Origin of the sequence: Candidatus Hinthialibacter antarcticus, assembly GCA_030765645.1 — a bacterium.
GTDB lineage: Bacteria > Hinthialibacterota > Hinthialibacteria > Hinthialibacterales > Hinthialibacteraceae > Hinthialibacter > Hinthialibacter antarcticus.
Genome location: JAVCCE010000053.1, coordinates 1 through 19,334, shown reverse-complemented (window position 1 = coordinate 19,334; position 19,334 = coordinate 1). Strand labels below are relative to the sequence as shown.

The window sequence follows — 19,334 nt, the reverse complement described above, 5'->3', positions numbered from 1 at the left end:
GACTTAAGGGGTGGCAAGGGCAAGGCGTCGCGAAGCGACGGCAGCCCTTGAGATATTGCTTGAATGTATCGCTTTGTTTGTGCTGTTTTGATATCCCCCCGGCGCTTTCAGCGCCACCCCCCCTTAAAAAGAGGGGCGAAAAGCCTGGGCTCCGAGTCTTAAGTCAATGACATTGCTCTTGGGGGAGAGGGTTCTAGCACAGACGGATCAACAATTGATCGTTAAATCGGTTAAAGAAGAATTAACAATCAAATCGTACACACGCGCCCTTGGAGGACGAAATGGAACAAAGCCAAAACGGAGCCATGATTCGCGTAGAAAACTTCTGCAAGAAATATGGCGACATGACCGCTGTGAAAGACTTTAACCTGACGGTCGAAAAGGGCGACATCTTTGGGTTCATCGGCCCCAACGGCGCGGGCAAAACCACCACCATCCGCTTTTTAGCGACCTTGCTCAAACCCACCTCGGGCGCGGGCTACATCAACGGTTTCAGCGTGACCGACAGCCCGATGGACGTGCGCCGCTCAATGGGCTACATGCCCGATTCATTCGGCGTATATGAGGGAATGCGCGTGTGGGAGTATCTCGACTTTTTCGCCGCCGCCTACAACATCAAAAAAGACAAGCGCACTAACATAATCCGCGACGTAATCGAACTGCTCGACCTGAGCGCCAAGCGCGACGATTTTGTCGAAGGCCTCTCGCGCGGCATGAAACAGCGCCTCTGCCTCGCCAAAACTCTAGTCCACGATCCCGAGGTGTTGATTCTCGACGAACCCGCGTCCGGCCTCGACCCGCGCGCCCGCCACTACATCAAGGAGCTGCTCAAAGAACTGCAACGCATGGGCAAGACCATCCTGATCTCGTCGCACATTCTCGCTGAGTTGGCGGACTGCTGCAACAAAATCGGCATCATTGAACGCGGTACGCTGCTGGCGTCGGGCGACATCAAAAAGATCATGCACCAAGTCCGCGAGGCGATGGTGCTTGAGATCGAACTCATTGAACCCAACAGCAATCTCGAAAAAATCCTGTGGGATTTCCCTGGCGTGAAAAATGTCGAACCAATGGGTCAGATTACGCGGGTGGAGTACGTCGGCGAATTACCTGAGATTACGCGCCTGCATAAATTGCTGATCGAGAAAGGCGTCAACCTGCTGTTCTTCCGCGAAGTGCCCGCTGACCTCGAAGAAGTGTTTATGAAAGTCACCAAGGGCGAAGTGGCGTAGCGTATTTTTCATCGTTCACGTTGTAGGGGCGCAGCGGGCTGCGCCCTTTTTCATTGGAGCGAAAGCGTCATCCCTTCTCCCTCTGGGAGAAGGTTAGGATGAGGGATCGGCTAGGTCGCGCCTTATCGGTTCACCGCCATTATGGTTTCCTATTTATTATGTCGGGTGGCAAGGGCAAGGCCACCCGACCTGGTTTAAATGTTCAGTGGTTGGTTTGGATGGTTTATGATGAAGAAGATTCAAATGGCGGGTCGATGCGACGCGAGCCCAACCTACCGAGCCGCCGTGATCCCCCCAGGTGATTATGAAACCAATGCCGTCGGTGAATGCCCCCCTTGAAAAAGGGGGGGGGGCGTCGAAGACGCCGGGGGGATTCGATACAAGAAAATCCCGGCGGGTATCCACCCTACCCTGGCTTTTACCAGAAAAAACAACTTGACATTCAAGACAGTCCCTACCCCGGATGAACAAGGCGTAACTCTGAATGATTATAGATATAAATGATAATACTTTCATCAGATAAAATCCCTTAAAATCCCTAATCCACTCTTTTCTTTACACATTCGTTCATCAAAATGCCCCGTTTTTAGAATTTCGTAAAATATCCGCAAAAAATCCTGCAAAATGTGAAAGAATCGAACCATATCCTCGTAATCATCTAACGAATGGCAATGCAGGAAACGAAAATACACAATGAATGAGCCGAACTCAGATGGTGTTGTTATCCGGCAAGTGCTTCAGGGAGACCGGAACGCCTTTCGGACGCTGGTGGAGCGATACCACGGCATGGTGTACCACGTCGCCTATGGCATGTGCCGAAACGCCGAATCGGCCCAGGACGCCGTTCAAGAGGTGTTTTACCGCGCATTTAAACGCCTGGAGCAGTTTAAACCCGAACAAACCTTCGGGGCGTGGGTACGGAGAATTACCGTGAACTACATGCTCGATCAGTATAAAAAGAAGAAATTGCCCACCGAATCGATGGTCAACCCAGAAGGCGAAACCCGTGAGTTCGCCGACGACCCCGAACTCACGCCGCGCGAAGAACTGCTCACCCAAGACCGCGACGAAACCATCCTGGCGGCAATTCAAGAACTGCCCGACAAATACAAAGCCATTTTAATTTTACGCCATTTTGAAGATTTGAGTTATGAAGAGATTGCCCAAGAAGTCGAATTGCCGTTGGGCACGGTAACCACTCAGCTGCACCGCGCAAGAAATATGCTTGCGCAACGGTTAAATTGGCTACAGAGCGATTACGCTTTTGGGGAATAAGCCAAAATAAGGAAGCGAGACAAGGCAATGAACGCCCCGAATGAATTTGAAGACAGAATCCAGCGACGGCTCGACGGCGAGAACAACGCCGCCCCGGGCGACGACGGTCTGCTTGACCTCACGCCCGAACAACGCCAGTACGCTGATGTAATGGAGCGCCTCGTCAGTCGCCTAGACGCCATCCAAACTCCGCCCCCTCCGGCGGGAACGGTTGACGATGTGATGGCGTTTATCGACAAGCAAGAACACGCCCCGGCGAACACAGCGGCGCCGCGAGACTCATGGTCTGACAAGGTGATTCATCTTGTTGACCGTATCACGCCCCGCTTTGAGATGCCGCAGGTGTTGCGCCGCGACGGCTGGTCGGTCGCAGCGGCGACAATCGCCATCGCCTGGTTTGGCTGGCTGTACCCGCAGGTTCAACAAAGCAACCCCGAAGCGATGATTCAGCCGTTTACGCAAGAGATGGTGAGTTTCGCCGATCAGGTGCAAGCCAAAAGCCTGCAAATCACCGACCGCATCGAGTCATTTGCGAACCAAATTGTGGGACCGATTTTAAAGCAAAACCCACCGACCGAAGAGAATAGCCAGTCAGAAGCGGAAGACGCGCAAAACCGCAAACTGGTTTCACCATCGCATCGGTTGGATATAGAACTGTATTACGCCTAACGGCGCAGAGTTGGCAAGGAGAGTACCATGAGCCAGACGCCCACGATTAAAAAAAGCCCCTGGATTGCCGGACTGTTGTCCGTCGTGATTCCGGGAACCGGGCAGCTGTACAACGAAGAGTACGGCAAGGGCATGCTATTTATGCTGCTATTTTTCGGCACTTTTGTGATATGGATATTCGGCGCCGCCCTCAGCGCCACCAGTCTCGTGAATTCGTCCCATCACAGTTGGAACGCGCAGATGCTGTTCTTCCCGATGTCGCCAAAACTTATGATTGTGTTTTGGATTTTTTTCGTCGGCCCGGCGATTTATTTTATGTCGTTGTTTGACGCCATTAACACCGCCAACCGACGCAACGTCCAGTTCGCGACAGCGGGCGCTGGCGCAGGCTTCACGCCGCCTCAACACCCGCCCTATGCTCAAACGCCGCCGCCTCAACCGTCTACAGCGCCGCCAAGCGGCTTTACGTCATCAACCAACGACCCCAATGTTAAATCACAGGAGCCCGATATGATGCAAACAGGCCCGCAAACGGCGGACGCCCCGCCAAAACAAGAAAACGGAAAATCCTCATTCATTACAGGACGCATGATTGCGGGATTTATCTTGTTGTTTCTCGGCGCAGTGGTGGTCTTAGATAAAATCCATATCGACCTGGTTGAGATGCTCGTCGAAACCCTCATCGCCCTCGTCAACCTGTGGCCGCTGATCCCCTTTGGCGTCGGTATGCGGCTGCTGTTTGATTATCAAAAGCTACGCGACAAAGGCCAACTGGTTCTTGGCATCATTCTCACCGCGATCGGCGCCGCGTTCATGTTTGAATTGTGGCTCGGCGTTCGCGTGTTTAACGCCATCGGCGATCTGTGGCCGTATGCGCTTCTTTTTGGCGGCGGTTTATTGATTGTTTCAGAACTGACCAAACGCAAAAAATCTTAACCCTATTTCACTCGATATTCGATTGAGGAGCAAAACCATGAATGACGATTTTAACCCAAACGCACAAGAAAACGCGGAACAGAATACAGACCCAAACGCCGGGGGCGCCGCGACGGAAACGCCGCCGCCTCAGCCCGACCCGTTGCTCGAAGAATTTCGCGAATGCTTTGAAGAGCTGAAATCCGTCCGCGAAAAAATTCTGGCGCTGGCCTCAAAAGACGGCCTGCCGCCTGAACTGGCGGGCGCACTCAACCAGATTGCGTCCAAACCCGTCGCCGACCAGATGGGCGAAGCCATCAACAATGTGGTCATGCAAGACGCCTCCACCCGCATGGCCCATGCCGTGCGTAAAAGCCACCCCAGCCAATGGGAAAAAACCGGCGAAACCATCAAAAGCCAGTTTGATAAATTCACCCAGGAAGCCAAAAAACTCTACCGCATCGAAGACGGCAGAGTGCTAGCGGGCGTCTGTACCGGACTCGCGGATTACCTCAACATCGACGTGACCATTGTCCGCGTTATCTTTGTGGTATTAGGCATCGTGCCGCCCGTCACCTTGTTCGTCATTTTGATTTATTTCTTCATGGCGATGATTCTGCCCGAAAAAAAGGAACCAACGCCATAGAGTTGTTTTCTGAATCCGGTTCGGATTAAATACGCTTGCTGAAGTACAAGAGAATCGAACGCAACGAAAGACAAAGTTCATGGCAAGCGAAGTCAGCAAGAGACGGCAGGGATATCTAGACGGCGTTGACCAGATTTGCGCGTATCTCGAAGCATTCCTAGAACGCGACGAAACGCCCGGCGAGAAAGATATTCAAGCGGAACTGAAAGCGATTGACGCCTTCCGCCCGATTATAACGGAAATAGCCCTTCCTGAAATTCAATCAGGCGAGGGCTATTTTTTATTGGTCGAAGAAGAGTATGTTCGTGTGGATGACGTGCTGCCCGAAGCGGTGCGCATTCAACTTCTGCCGCAAAGCATGGACGAGCAGAAAGTGCTCAACCGCCTGTTGACCTATGGGCGCGAAGGCGGCCCCGGCGCGCTACTCTACCCGCTTGACGCCGCTCAACCCGACAGAAATATCGGTGATTAACACCTTGCCGTCCGGTAAGCAAAGAATGCCGACCGGCTTGCCCAACGAACGTCCCTCAAGGTCATGCGTGATCTTACGTAAGAGTTCGCCGTCAGGCGAATAGACATGCACGCAGCCCTCAAACGGATCGGTCACATAGAAGGCCCCGTCCGCCGCGCAAGCAAGGTGGCTTTCAAAGCCGCCCGCTTCTTCCGTCCAGGTCGTCTGTATGGGCCATTGCCGCAAGAATTGTCCCTGCGGCGAATAGATTTTCACCCGCGTGTTTCTCGTATCACAAATCGCGACTTCGCCCGCAGGCGTCAGCGCAATCCCAATTGGCTCGCGGAACGCCTCGTCTCCATCGCCGCCGCCCGCAACGCCCCATTGCCCGGCGGGGTCGCCGTTGGGTTGCATCAGCTGAATCAGGTGGCGTCCTGTGTTGCAAATATAAACCAGTTTGGTCTGCGGATGATATAAAATCCCACGCGGCCCGTAGAAAATCGCAGGCGTCGCGCCGATGTAAGAGCCGTCTTTGTTGAGCAATACCACCCGTCCGTTCCATGTATCGGCGATGAAAAAGTTGCCGCTTTCAGGATCAATGCTCAACGCGTTGGGTTCATTGAATTCGCTGGCGCCGTCGCCTTTATCGCCGACCTGCCATGCGTAAGCGCCGTCCGGCTGAAAGACCTGGACGCGGTGGTTGAAGGTATCGGCGACGAACACCTTGCCCTGCCCGTCGACCGCCAGGCCGCGCGGTTCCATAAACATGCCGTTCCCCTCGCCGCGCTGCCCTGCCAGCAACGCCATTCCTTCTTCAGGCGGACGCAACGCAGGCGGCAAATCAGGGACTTGCGTACTACGGTCCATTTCATAGACGGCGTTCAAATCGCGGCGCACTTCAAAGATCGACGAGTCTTCATAGCGGTATTGCAATTGCAAAATATCGCCCATTGATTCAAGACGCTTGAGCGACTCGATGCCGTATGATGTAAAGCGCCCGTAATTATCGCGGCGATAGTTCATTTCCATCTCGCCGAACAGCACGTATTGAATGTTGTATTGATCAAGAATCTGGCGAACTTGCTTCTTGCTGCCCGACAAATAAATCTGGTCGGCGTCGCGGCGGCGGGGCCCGGTTTTGTCGTAGTGCATCCGCTCGCCAACGTGGTTCGACCAGCCTAACATTCCAGGCAGGCCCGTCGTGGTGCAGAAACGAGACACTTGGTTGTAATAACCGTCCGGCATCTCAGCAATGCGCGGCGTTCCCGGCGCGAAACGCTTTAACCACTGCGCGACGGCGTAGTCGGGGTAATGCTCGACTTTGAGCCATGACAACCCGTCCAGCGTCGGCAGGTCGCCGCGCGCATCGCGATAGGCGGCGCCGCCAGAGAACATGACGACCGCAGGCGCAACCACTGTGAACGGCAGCGTCAATAAAAGAACGCAGGCGTAAGCGGAAATAAAACCAAAGCGCGTCAGGTAGGCAAACCACATGCCGGTCTTTTTGCCGACAAAGCCCACGCATTGCCAAACGATCAGGCAGGCGACGGGCGCAAACAGCGAAAAATATAACCAGGTTTGCAGATTAAATTTGAAGACGGTGTTCCAACGATGGGTAGGCGGGGTGCGGCCTTCGTTGATATAGAAGATTTCAATGCCGAGCGACAAGCCCAATCCAACAAAACCCAGCAGCAGCGCGTACATCTGTTCGGTTGATCGTTGGCGGTTCCATAAGCAGAAAAACAACACGACCAGGAAAGGCAAAAACAAACCGACAACTTCATAATTGAGCGGCGCAAAAGTCTCACTGAGCGGTGATGGAAAACCGAACAGGTTAAACTTGCTTATCAAAATCGCCGACGCAAGCGAGACGATAAATCCAAAACCAAACAGCGCCGTGCGCAACAACGAAACGCCGCCGCTGCGGCGGGTAGACGCCAATAAAACCGCCGCGATTGCGATAGGAAATAGCAAGTGTCCCCAGAAGAAAACATACAGATACGGCGAGGTCTGGCCTTGGGCCATCACGCCGACGCTGTTGACCCGCGAGACGAACCAGAAGTGGAAGGGATACAGCAGCGCGTAACTCAACACCAGCGTAGAGAACACTGGCAAGCCCGGCATTCGCGCCAGTGAAAGCCACGTCGAGGGCGCCGTCCATTCGATATACGTTTTTGAATTGGCGACGCTTGATTCACGCCAGAACTTAATCGCCAGCGCGGTCATCAATACAATCGCCAGGCCGGGCAGGTCCCAGGTGTTGGTGCAGGTCACCGTGCCGAGCATCAACGCCATCCAGAAGACAAAGCCCGTCCAGCGCCCCGAGTCGAGTTCGTTCAACGGACGCGCCAGCATAGCGTAGGCAATCGCCAGAAACACCAGCGTAAATGGGACCACCAGCATGTGCGCGTGGAAATCCATAAACAGGTGCGTCCAATAGGGAAACTCATTGGCGACGGTGTCTGGAACCACCCGGCTAATCGCCCAGAACAGGTTTCCATAGAGATCAAAGCGGTCAAACTGCAACAGCGGCGCGGTCGCGTCTGGCGATGAGACGCCCAGATACATCGCGGATGAGGTGAACATCCAGGCCATCACCGTCCAGGCGCCGCTGGCGATGTTTCCAAGCACGGCTGCGGTCTCGGCTTTATGATTGACCGCATAATTCACATATTGGAAAAACGAAAGCAGATGCGCGGAGAATAGATATAGATACACGCCAAACAACGAGAGAAACGCGCGCCGCGTCATGGCGAAGATCAGCGAAAATACGCCCAGCGCAACCAGCCCCGCAATAGAACTGCCGCCGACGTTAAATAGATACTCAGGCTGAACGCCCGCCGCGCGGCCCACCAGCGAAAACAGCATGTGGCCGTAGTAGTAATAGTTAACCGGTTCGCCGCTGATCCAGGGGTCTTCCGGCGGGAACGCCTCCGCCCGATAGATCGCGTTGATGAACGAGAAGTTCATCGGCTTCTCGCCCCAGGCGGCAGCGGGATGATAAGCGCGCACGGACAAAAACACCGCCCATACGACCAGAAACAATAATTCTAAACTCAGTAATAAGATAGCGCGTTTTTTAAAGAACTCGCACAATGCGGCGCGGTTTAGATACGCCGAGACGCCCGCCGCGATCAACAACAGCGCCAGCACAAACGCGAACTGCACCCCCGAGACGGGGAAAACCCTCGTTGACGCCAACACCCAACATAGCCACGAAAACAACGCAATGCCCGCCGCCCGGGCGACGCCGTAGCCGCGATCAGGCAACGCCGTGCACAGCGGGAACAGCAGCAAAAACCCGATCCAGCCGAGTACAAACAGCGCGATCCACCATCGCAACACCGGAAACGTCTGCGGCTTGGAGAACACCGGGGCGCCGTCGCGCAGGCGCAGAATTTCGCTGGCGGAAATCTCATTCACCCAATCGGGCGGATGAATGATCGCTTCCGTCAATGCTTTTTGGTCCAGATTTTGGGTGCGCTTGAAGATGATGACTTTGGGGTGGTCATAGATGCGCGCGCTTTCGTCTTCTTCATCAACGCGAAACTCCCAGCCCATAAAACGCGGCGGCTGGGTAATGACCTTATCAACGCGAAAGCCCAATTGTTCGGAAAACAAAACGCGCAAAAACTGATTGACCGCGCTGAACGTTTCGGGATTCTGCAAGGTCGAACCGTAAGGCCGCTTGCTGCGAAAGACAAGGTAGTCAGCCTGCGAAAGGCGCTGCGCGTAATAGTCAGCCGCCGCATTGATATCATTGCCGGGAGGCCCGGCGTAATGAAAACCGATATCGCTCAGGTTGGGCAGATGGACGCCTTCGTCCACATTATTCACATACACCTTTGCGCGGGGGCCCATGGTTTCACGCAAGTATTGCGTCGCTTGCACCAGCGTATGCGGGTGGTCATAAACGCCGACGTACGCGCAGCCATAGACCAAGCCGCACAGCAACGCCGCGCAAACGAAGACCGTTCCCGCCCGGCGCGTCCAACGCTTGAGCCGTGGGCCAAACCAGGGCGCTTCGGGCGAATACAACATCGGCTGCAAGCGCATGATGTCTACGCACAGCCGGGCGCCTAACACCGCCATCACCGGCAAGATCAACAATTGATAGCGCGGAAATTTTGAATGAAATGTGCTGAGCAAAATAAACGTCGGGACAACGAACGCAGTGAGAAATAAATCTTCACGGCTGGGGCGCACGAAGACTTTCCACAGCGCATAAATGCAGCCTAAAAATATGAGCGTCGCCGTCAGCCAATCCAGCGAGGGATAAAACAAATTGTCGAGTGAAGTAAAAAACGGGATGGTGTTGTTATATTGCAGCGTAAACCAGACGGGCGATGCGCCGCTGGTGTGCATGGCGGCTTGCGCGGCGATGTCGGCGGCGAATTGCTTTGCGTCATAGAAGGCCATCGGCTCGCCGATAAAAAACGCCGCGAACCCGACCCATCCCGTGAGTTCAAACCAGAGCCAGGGCTTATAGACGCGCCATGCGTCGCCCAGCCAGCCGCGATAGCGCCCGTCCCAGATCATTTGCATACGCAGCAGGTAAAGAGATAAGCCGAATGCAAGGACCAGCGTCGGCAGCATCCACCAAAGGCCGCTGAGAAAAACCGACCAAAATGCGCCGATGGTTTCGTTAAACGGCGGCGTGGTTGAACGCGCGGCCTGGATGAAAAACAAAAAGAACAATCCATAAACAAGCAGCCAGAAGAGATGGACCCAGCGCTCGACGCCGCGCTTGGCGCCGCCCATCGTCACAATGGCTTGCGCGATAAACAACGGCGCAAGTAACACCAATCCGCTCCACTTGGTCGCAACCGCAAACGCGACGCAAACCGCGCTGAGCAGATACCAATGCAGCCGTCCGGTTTGCGCGAGACGCAGCATGGCGTAGATCGCCGCCGTCGCGAAAAAGCCGAGGATAACGTCCACCGTCGCGAAGTGGCTGCACTGTACATGCACCATCGCCGTCGCCAGAAACGCCGCGCCAATCAGCCCGGTCAACGGGTTATACGCATTGCGTCCGATCAGGTAAACGATCAATACCGTAAACGCCCCCGCCCAGGCGGTGACCATGCGGCCTATGATGAGCACCGATGAGCGCTCAGGATCATAGTGGGAAAAATCCATCGCGATTTGCGGTACGGCGACCGCGACGAACAATCCAATAAACGGTAACAACAGGCACGGCATAAAATAAAACAAGCGCCGGGGGTCGAGATACCAGGGCGTCGCGCTGGCCTCGATGGTTTTCAGGTCGCGGCACAGCCCCCAATACATCGACAAGCCAAGCAACAATACAAAACCGAGCGCGAACAGGCTGAAGGCGTCGGGAAAATTGAGAAACACCCATTCGCCCTTGGCCTCGTTCTCAGCAGGGATATAACTTTGCGCAAAGTAAGTCCTTGCGAGCAAATAGAGATGGTTGGGCAGCGTACCGTAGTTATAATTGACGGGCTTCAGGCCGGGGCGGTCGGGGTCATTGGGGCCGTAATTGCGGTTTGGATCGACTTTCAGGTTGCGTTCAACCAACAAGTCAACCTTTTGCCGCAGCGGCAAGTTCAGCTCTTCGGCGCTCAGCCCTTGAGGCCGGGTTTGATTGACGCAACTCTCAACGTGGCGTTCATCGGGGTGAAATGAATAGGCGCCGTCTTTATACGCCCAGTCCAGCCCGTCAAAGCGCAGAAAGAGCGCAACGCCAAAAATGACCAGCAACGCAATCGCGGATAGAATTCGTTTTTCAGCGGTATACATGGTTGGATTATAAGCCGTAAATGGTTATCTCATACCAACAGTTCGTCCGGCGCCGACGCTAGGCCGACGCGCGCTAGCAAGAAGGTTACAAGGTGAAAAAACAAGACATTCATCAAGCCGTTCGTATCCTACGGCAAGAGGTTCCAAAATGGAAGACGCCAGCCGTCACCGTAGTGGCTGAAAACGACCGCAGCCCCTTTGCGGTATTGATTTCGTGCATCCTCAGCCTGCGCACCAAAGACGAGACCACCGCCCAGGCCTTCAAGCGCCTCAAAAAACGCGCGCGCACTCCTCAAGGCATACTTAAGATTCCCGTAGACGAACTGGCGCAAATTATTTACCCCGTCGGATTCTACCGCAACAAAGCCAAGCAGATTCACTCCATGTGCCATGACATCATCGAGCGCTACGGCAGCGAGACGCCGAACACGATTGAGGAACTGCTCACCCTCAACGGCGTAGGCCGCAAAACGGCAAACCTGGTGGTCACTCTGGGCTTCGGCCTGCCCGGCATCTGCGTCGATATTCATGTCCATCGCATCACCAACCGCTGGGGTTATATTCAAACAAAAAAGCCTGACGAATCTGAATTCGCCTTGCGCAAAAAACTACCGCCGGAGTATTGGATCGAGATCAATGACTTGTTGGTTTCGTACGGGCAAAACTTGTGCAAACCCATTTCGCCGTATTGCTCAATCTGTCTGTTGAAACCCTACTGCAAACAAATCGGCGTTGAAAAACATCGCTAGATACATCAAACGTATTTTTGTGATATTGTATTGCCATCGTTTGCCATTGATTGCCGGGGAGAAAAAATGGATTCTATTCTGAGAAAACGGCTTTTCGCCGTTTGTTTAGGCGTATTATCCTTCGTTATATCCGAATCCGCATCCTCTGATATTCTCATCAATGAGCTGCTCGCAGCCGCGTCGCTCGAAGACTCCGACGGGACCCGTTTGGAATGGATCGAACTGGTCAATTCGGGTTCCACCGCGATTTCATTAGAAGGCTATAGCCTTAGCGATGATCCCCTCGCTCCACGAAAATGGCTCTTGCCTTCAGTGATGCTCAATCCCGGCGGCTATATTCTGATTTACGCCACCGGACGCGACTCAATCGAAGCCAATCAATACCACGCCAATTTTCAACTCAACCGCGACGGCGAGACGATTTATTTATCGTCCTCTGAAGGCGGCGTACAAGACTTGATCCAATTTCCAAACCAGCGGCTTGACGTCTCTTATGGACGCAATGCGAATGGACAATGGCGTTATTTCATCACGCCAACGCCAAATGCCGCCAATGCAGGCGAAGAATATATCGCCTATCTTGATCCACCATCGCTCAGCCAACCCGGCGGCGTCTATGCAAGCAACCTGAGCATTGTTCTCACTCCGCCCGCGCCAGACGCAGAGTTGCGATACACCACCGACGGGTCGAAACCGACGCGAACCAGTAACCGCTTTAACATCCCCGTCCCGGTTCGCCGCAATACGGTGTTGCGCGTACGGGCGTTTTTAGACGGATATGGCCCGAGTCCGATTGAGACGCATACCTATTTGGTTCGCGACGAACAGCCGCTGCCGATTATTTCATTCGTTAGCGATCCCAACAATTTTTTCGATCCTCAAACCGGACTGGTTCCCAATGCAAGTATGCACGGCGACAACTGGGAGCGCCCCGTTTCCGTCGAATGGATCGACGCTAACGGCGTAAGGCAATTCGGCGTCGATTGCGGGATACGAATCCACGGCGGCGCCTCGCGCGGGCGTTCGCCGAAAAAATCGTTCCGTCTATATTTTCGCGACGAATACGGCCCGACGCGGCTTCGCTACCCATTGTTTCCTGATACGCCGCGCGACAATTTCAATAACGTAGTCATACGCGGCGGCTTTAACGATACATGGGGGTATGACAACCCCTCCCAACGCCCGACCGCGATTGTCGTCAGCGACCAAGTCACCCGCGATCTTCACCAATCCATGGGCGGGGTTGTCGCTCACGGCGTATTCGCCGAATTATTTGTCAATGGCGAATCATGGGGAATCTATAACCCGGCCGAGCGAATCACAAACGTTTTTAATGAGTATTATTTTGGCGGCGACGATTGGGACGTGATCTCTGACAACGAAGCCAATGACGGCGACCTGGTCGAATGGACGAAACTCGACGCCTGGCTTTTACGCGCCCGCCGCTTCAACAATGAGACGCTCATAGAAGCGGGCCAGATGATTGCTCTCGACGCTTTTACCGATTACATCATCATCAATGTCTGGCTGCAAAATTATGATTGGCCGCGTCATAACTGGTACGCCGCCCGCGAACGGACCGCATCAGGGCGCTGGCGCTTTTTTTTATGGGACGCGGAGTACTCATTCGGCTCTGGCGGCAATGGATTCCGAATCGACCAGGACACCACGCAAAATGCAGCCGACACCAACCACACCTCGGGTAAAATTTTTGATCTTCTGTCTAAGGTTCCTGAATACAAAGAAGTCTATTGGCGCCGCTTACAGGCATTGCAGACAAACCAGCTCAGCCCGGAGCGCGTTCACGCCGCGCTCGACGCCCGCGTGAATGAAGTGCGCGACGCGATTCCGATCGAAGCCGAATTGTATGGAATCGCAAAGCCGCCGGACCCCGCCAAAACCCCCGCAGACTTTGAGCAGGCAGTGGGATGGGCGCACGACTTTATCGACCAGCGCTGGCAGTATGTTTTGCAATTCACCGAGCAACACATCGGCCCGCCGCCGGTCTCAATCAACCATTGGGAACTGTATTAATTTACTTATGCACCGTTTTGGGTACGCCTCTCTTCGCTTCAGTGCGGGCTTATTGCCCTCTTTGCACAGGCGCTCACAGAGACGCCCCCAAAACAGCATCTCACACCATTACAATATTTTAGTTCATTCAAATTCAGGATAGAGTGAGTTCGTCAAGTAACCCGCCAGATACATCTATTGCATCCAGCAGACCGTCAAACGTGTGCGGGTCGGCTTCGACATCCGGCTCCATCCCCAATTCACGCAATGCGGCGCTGGTCGAAGGCCCAATCGAAGCCGATTGGAATTTCGGATTGATGTTTTCGCTTTTCAAACATTGGAAAAGATTTCGAACCGTCGAGGGGCTGGTAAACAACGCCCAATCAATCTCTTGATTTTGCAGAAGCGTTCTCGCTTCGTCCGGCAGCGATTCCGCCGCCGCGTTTTCGTACGCGACCGCCTCGCTCACGATTGCCCCTGCATTCGTTAAACCGTCCGGCATGGTGCGCAATGCAATATCAGACAGCGGCAGAAAAATGCGTTGGCCTTTGATACGGAATTGCGCAGGAAATTCTTTGATGAACTCCACCGCATTGGCTTTTTCGGCTTGAAAGGTAACCGGAATTTTTTGTTCACTTAAAGCATTCACCGTCGAAGGGCCGATAGCAGCGATCTGAATTACTTGGAACGAGTTGCGTTCTATCTTTTTCTCATCCACGCGCTGAAAAAAGAAGCGCACCGCATGAGGGCTGGTAAAGACGATCCAGTCGAAGTGGTTGATCTTCTGAATTGCAGCGTCGAGCGCACTCGTATCTTTCGGCGGACGGATGCAGATCATCGGACACGCGACCGCAACCCCGCCGCGTTCGCGCACTGCTTGCGCGGATGCTTCCATATCGTCTTCGCTACGCAACAGCAGCAGGCGTTTCTGGTTCAGGCTCATGTGGAATTTCGCTTCCGTCTTGATTTCCCTTGAGAATAAGCAATCCCAATAATACATGCAATGGAATGCCGAACTGGCTGAACAAGTCCCAGTCGTGCGGCCCCCAATCCGGGTGCCAGATCACCGTCCAGAATAAACCGCAGGCGCTACATACGAGCAAGAAGCGTAAATACGGCGTATCAATTCGCTTGCGCAATATAAATAACAAAATCAATTCAACCGGAACACCGACCACCCAGGCGTCTTCCCAAACATGCGGGCCATAATGAATGGGCAGCGCCAGATAGGCTGCATGATAATGAAAGAACGCCAGAATTTTGACATGCTCCCATGAGAACAGCGTCAGCCCGTCAAAATGGTTCGGCGCCCATGCTGAGAATAACGGCATCAGGCGTTCCAGCCCCAGTTCCGTCCCGTGCAATTCAAGCGACAACGAACACGCAATGACGACGAACACGAAGACCAACACGGGCAGCAATATTTCCAGCGGTTGAAAACGGCGCTTGCCATACAACGCATACGCGATTGCCGGGATGTAAAAAAGCGCCAGCATGTGCGCCAAACAGGCAAGCACAAAACACACCATCGCAGGCCAGACTGGTGCGCGATTTTCAAACCAGCATTGAAAACCGAACATCGAGGCCAGTAAGAAAAAATTCACCCAGGCGTAATTTTCCACATGGCCGACAAGCACCAGAAACGAGCCGCACAAAACATTCAACGCAAGAAAGCGAACATCCGGCTTCATTGCCCACAACGCCTGCAACGCGCCTGCGCCCGCCAACGCGCTGCTAACTGAAATGGCGCTCCAACCATCGAACCCCAACGGCGACAGCGCAACATAGACGGCGCGGTGTATCCACAGCGTTAATAGCGAGCGGTAAAACAGCGGGAAGGCATCGGTTTCAATATAATTGACCATGTAGGGCGCGTCGGCGCCCAATAACGGCAGCCAGCGCAATTGAAACAACACGACGGTCAATATAATCGTCAGCGCCGTTCGTTTGGCGGCAATCACGCTCAAAGAAGCAGGTCGGCCCATGAGCCAGCCTTACGCAAAATCCAAGCCGCGCAAATAATTCGCCGCCGCTTCTGGAGTGGTGTGAACAACTGGCGTCCCGGCGCGCAACGGCCAGCGCAGGTCGCCCGGCGGCTGCGGCAGAAATTCAAAATGCCAATGGTAGGCCGAATTCACGTCGGTTTCGTCTTCCGGGTCGTCCTGATAGGCCGGGCGCGTGTGGAGGGTCATCAACAGGTTCCAACCAGGAAGCGCCCGTTCTAAGCGGCGCGAAACGTCTTTGATAAAATCGGCGAGCGCATGTAAATGCTCAGCAGACAGGCGGCTGAAATCGGCATTGTGTTCGATTGGAAATACATGGACTTCAAATGGAAATCGCGACGCATACGGACACAGAGCGATAAATTGCTCGCATTCCGCCACGATGCGTTTATCTTCCGATTCTTCCTGGTCAATCATTTCACAAAATAGACACTTTTGCATTTCCGCATAGTGCGCTTGGGCGGCGTCGAGTTCCTGCTGCAAGCCATGCGGAACAATGGCGCTGGCGATGAACTGCGAATGCGGCGGGATAGACGGTTTCGCTTCGCCGCAAATCCACTCACGAAAATACGAGAAACCATGCAAACGAATATCGCGTTTTAGATCGCGAATACGCTCTTGCACCGCCTCCAAAATCATCGAAACATGCAGGACGCTCATCGTTTCAAGCGTGTCGTCCGGGCGCTGGCTTTCTAACACCAGTTCGTGGGCGCCCAATCCGCCCATGCGGCTAAACACGCCGACGTCGTCTACGTCATCGCGCTCTTCAACCCGATATAGCGGCTGCTTGTTCGCCAACACGCGTATAGCGATTTCGTCGCGCCCTTGGATCGCCTGCCCGCGGCTCCACACCACAATCGCGCCCGCCGATTCAGGGTCAGAAAACAATGCGGGATCATTCAAGGGCCACTCGCGCATTGGCAGATTGGCCAGTTGCTCCCGTTGCGGCTGCGGAGCAATTAACACCCAACCGCCATGATGCGGGTCTTTGCGAAATTCAGATTGTACGCCGTCGCTCATTCCAGTTCCTTTGATGGGGATAAGCCGCATTGCGCGACATAAACATTGTAGCCGCGTTTTTATGGTTTCAGAGTATAGAGATAGAAGGCGCCATACTGTTGCGACGGAACATACGCTTCACGAAATGAAGCGATCATTTCTTCGGTAAACCGCCTGCGGTCCCAATCGGGACGAGACAAGTCAAAACGCAGCAACAATGCGGGATACGCCCGGTTTCTGACTGTATCTAAAAACGGTTGCTGGTTCCATTTTCCTTCCAGCGCAAGTTGTGTACAGATAAACGGTTGGAACACCGGCGCGCGCCCTGCCAGCAACGGCAAACCGCATAAATCCGATAGAACCGGCCCGTCAATTTTCTCAAGTCGATTTTGCATTAACCGTCCCGCTTGGGTTTCGGCGCGGGTCGGCGTAGGCGCGAAATCCATGCCGCCTGCAGGCCAATGAACGGTTGCGATTAATTGCAACAGAAACGCCGCAACAAAGAACGAGAACAAAATGTTTGAAGATAGAGCGCCCGCGTCGCGTTGCGCCAGTTGTTTTACTTGAGCAAAAACAACGCCGCATCCCACCGCGGCCGCCGCCGCCAATGCCAGAAAATAATTTGGCGCGGAACCGATCTTGCCGCACAACAGCGCCTCGCCAATCGCGCCCAGCGTAAACCAAAACAACAACGGCGACGCGTTCTCATCGTTCGAGCGCACACACTTTGCGTCAAACAACAGCACCGCAATCGGCGCGCAGCCCCACACGGTGTACATCCATATCCAATGGCGAAAGTTAATCCAAACGTCCGTCCAATAAAATGCGTTGGCGTTGTAAGCGACCAAGTGCTCCCACGCTCGCCCCCCGGACAACAAAAGAATACCCGCCCATAGCAATGATGCGCCCACCGCCAATGCAACGATGAAATTCAACGCGCGCTTCCAATCAACGACGGCGAGGCAACACCCAATCGCCAACGGCGCCGCGAACAAGGATTGTTTGGTGAACAATGCCAATAACAAAAGCGGGACGGCATATCCCCAATGGCGGTTGCGTTCAAATACGACCAGAGCGGCGACGCAAAACAACAAGCCCAGCGCATCCACCCGCGCCAAAGCGCCCCATTGGTACACATGATAAAACGAGAGAAAAATCAGCCCCGCCAAAATCGAAGCGCCGCGCGAACGAGTTTTCTGGTGCGTCCAAACGCCTAACAGCGCCGCAGTCAGCACTGTTGCAATTAACGAAACCGCCCGCAGCCAGAAGAAATTCACGCCAAACAGTTTTACGCCAACCGCGCCGACCAAGGGATAAACCGGGGGATAGTTATCAACCAGATAGGGGGCGTCATTCAATGGCGGATACAAAAACTGCCCCTCCGCGAAACGCGCAGATTGGTATAACAAAAAGCCTTCGCTGTTATCAAGATCGTAGGGATGCGCAATGAGCGCCGCGCCGTGATAAATAAATATGGCGGCATACAACGCGAGGCCAAACCAAACCACCGCCATGGCCAAGCGGTCCATTGTCCAACCCGGCGTTGATGCTGGCTGGTTCACGAATTCGCCGCCTGGCGAATTTTCAACATGGTTTGAATCCATCGCACCCGGGTCCAGACGTTGAGTTTGGAGCGCCCTTCGCGGCGTTCCAGATAATAAATCGGCGCTTCGGCGATGCGGGCCTGATTGCGTTGTAAGTAATACAGCGTCTCTTCAACAATCGACGGCCCCGGCGAAATCATGCGGTCCCAGGGCAGCTGCGCCAGCGCCTCGCGACGATAAACGCGATAGCCGGAAGTAGGATCGGTATAATTGAGGCCCAGAAATAAAATGCTCAGCCATCGCGCCACTTTGCTGTTCAACACGCGAAACCAACTAAAGTTTTCGGTCTTGCCACCGGGGACGTAACGCGAACCGATCACGAGGTCAGCGTTTTGCGCCGCCTGCAACAACACGGGCAAATCGCCGGGGAGATGCGAGAGGTCCGCGTCCATCTCAACCACATAGTCGCATTCAGATTGCGACGCCTCACGTAATCCGTCGATGCCCGCCCAACCGCGCCCGCGGGGGCCTTCGCGGTGCATAACGCTGACGCGCCCCTGATATTGCGCGGCCAACTGGTCGGCCAATTCGCCCGTCCCGTCGGGAGACTGGTCGTCAACCACTAATACTGAAAGGTTCAATCCCAGCGCAAACAGTTGCTCGATGAGATCAAGCAGATTTTCACACTCGTTGTACGTCGGTAAAAAAACGACGATTCGTTCATTCATTTGCGTTCGGTTCCGGCTTATCTCTCGTTATAATGCTACACGCAGAACACAATCTGCCATGCGCAATGTTTCGGGTTGTTTTTAGAATTCTAATTTGATGGGAAAAGAAAATTCTCTTTCCAGCCATTCACGCAATCAGAATTCAGAAAACCCTTTATAATACAACTATCTTAAGGATATATTGCGCCTGACAAAAGGAACCCGGCAAATTTAACTATGGTTCATCCGGTAAGTGAGTATTTGCATTGATGGATGGTCATGATTTTGATTACGAAAACGTATCCCGGCGCATCAAAAATTGACAAACCAAATCAGGCATGGGTGCAACTCTGGGAGCGCCTGTGCAT

The 19,334-nt window shown here is 54.0% G+C and carries 14 protein-coding genes; 8 read left to right on the top strand and 6 right to left on the bottom strand.

Going from position 1 to position 19,334, the window contains the following annotated elements:
* Positions 1-281: 281 nt before the first annotated feature.
* From P9L94_12250 to P9L94_12225, 6 genes are all read left to right on the top strand, one after another.
* Positions 282-1,232 carry an ABC transporter ATP-binding protein gene (locus P9L94_12250; GenBank protein ID MDP8244848.1) on the top strand — a complete coding sequence of 317 codons (951 nt, stop codon included), beginning with the start codon at positions 282-284 and terminating at the stop codon, positions 1,230-1,232.
* Between the two features lie 693 nt (positions 1,233-1,925).
* Positions 1,926-2,507: a sigma-70 family RNA polymerase sigma factor gene (locus P9L94_12245; GenBank protein ID MDP8244847.1), complete on the top strand. Its 582-nt coding sequence runs from the start codon at positions 1,926-1,928 to the stop codon at positions 2,505-2,507.
* A 27-nt stretch (positions 2,508-2,534) separates the two neighbouring features.
* Positions 2,535-3,176, top strand: a complete 642-nt coding sequence (locus P9L94_12240) for a hypothetical protein (GenBank protein ID MDP8244846.1) — start codon at positions 2,535-2,537, stop codon at positions 3,174-3,176.
* A 27-nt stretch (positions 3,177-3,203) separates the two neighbouring features.
* Positions 3,204-4,112: a hypothetical protein gene (locus P9L94_12235; protein MDP8244845.1), complete on the top strand. Its 909-nt coding sequence runs from the start codon at positions 3,204-3,206 to the stop codon at positions 4,110-4,112.
* A 37-nt stretch (positions 4,113-4,149) separates the two neighbouring features.
* Positions 4,150-4,737, top strand: coding sequence for a PspC domain-containing protein (locus P9L94_12230; GenBank protein ID MDP8244844.1), 588 nt, complete (start codon positions 4,150-4,152; stop codon positions 4,735-4,737).
* Positions 4,738-4,816: 79 nt separating this feature from the next.
* Positions 4,817-5,209 (top strand): hypothetical protein, encoded by a 393-nt coding sequence (locus tag P9L94_12225; GenBank protein MDP8244843.1) that lies wholly within the window; start codon positions 4,817-4,819, stop codon positions 5,207-5,209.
* On the opposite strand, the gene P9L94_12220 is transcribed toward P9L94_12225, so the two are convergent.
* Positions 5,159-10,951 (bottom strand): DUF2298 domain-containing protein, encoded by a 5,793-nt coding sequence (locus P9L94_12220; GenBank protein ID MDP8244842.1) that lies wholly within the window; start codon positions 10,949-10,951, stop codon positions 5,159-5,161. The genes P9L94_12225 and P9L94_12220 overlap by 51 nt on opposite strands.
* Positions 10,952-11,043: 92 nt before the next feature.
* Here P9L94_12220 and nth point away from each other — a divergent pair, with 92 nt between their 5' ends.
* Both nth and P9L94_12210 read left to right on the top strand, forming a co-directional pair.
* Positions 11,044-11,700 (top strand): endonuclease III, encoded by a 657-nt coding sequence (gene nth, locus P9L94_12215; protein MDP8244841.1) that lies wholly within the window; start codon positions 11,044-11,046, stop codon positions 11,698-11,700.
* Between the two features lie 66 nt (positions 11,701-11,766).
* Entirely contained in the window at positions 11,767-13,734 is a 1,968-nt protein-coding gene (locus P9L94_12210; GenBank protein ID MDP8244840.1) for a CotH kinase family protein, read from the top strand.
* 133 nt (positions 13,735-13,867) lie between these two features.
* Here P9L94_12210 and P9L94_12205 read toward each other — a convergent pair whose 3' ends face one another.
* Genes P9L94_12205 through P9L94_12185 form a run of 5 tightly spaced genes read right to left on the bottom strand, consistent with a single transcriptional unit; the run spans position 13,868 to position 18,987 of the window.
* Positions 13,868-14,656: a uroporphyrinogen-III synthase gene (locus tag P9L94_12205; protein ID MDP8244839.1), complete on the bottom strand. Its 789-nt coding sequence runs from the start codon at positions 14,654-14,656 to the stop codon at positions 13,868-13,870.
* A complete protein-coding gene (locus P9L94_12200) occupies positions 14,619-15,698 on the bottom strand; it encodes a hypothetical protein (protein MDP8244838.1) in 1,080 nt (359 codons plus the stop codon). Before P9L94_12200 ends, P9L94_12205 begins: the two co-directional genes overlap by 38 nt.
* A 9-nt stretch (positions 15,699-15,707) precedes the next feature.
* The gene (locus P9L94_12195) at positions 15,708-16,736 is read right to left on the bottom strand and encodes a hypothetical protein (GenBank protein ID MDP8244837.1); all 1,029 of its coding nucleotides are present in this window, start codon (positions 16,734-16,736) and stop codon (positions 15,708-15,710) included.
* Positions 16,737-16,795: 59 nt separating this feature from the next.
* Positions 16,796-18,277 (bottom strand): glycosyltransferase family 39 protein, encoded by a 1,482-nt coding sequence (locus P9L94_12190; protein ID MDP8244836.1) that lies wholly within the window; start codon positions 18,275-18,277, stop codon positions 16,796-16,798.
* Positions 18,274-18,987: a polyprenol monophosphomannose synthase gene (locus tag P9L94_12185; GenBank protein MDP8244835.1), complete on the bottom strand. Its 714-nt coding sequence runs from the start codon at positions 18,985-18,987 to the stop codon at positions 18,274-18,276. The genes P9L94_12190 and P9L94_12185 overlap by 4 nt, the downstream gene beginning before the upstream one ends.
* Positions 18,988-19,334: the final 347 nt, after the last annotated feature.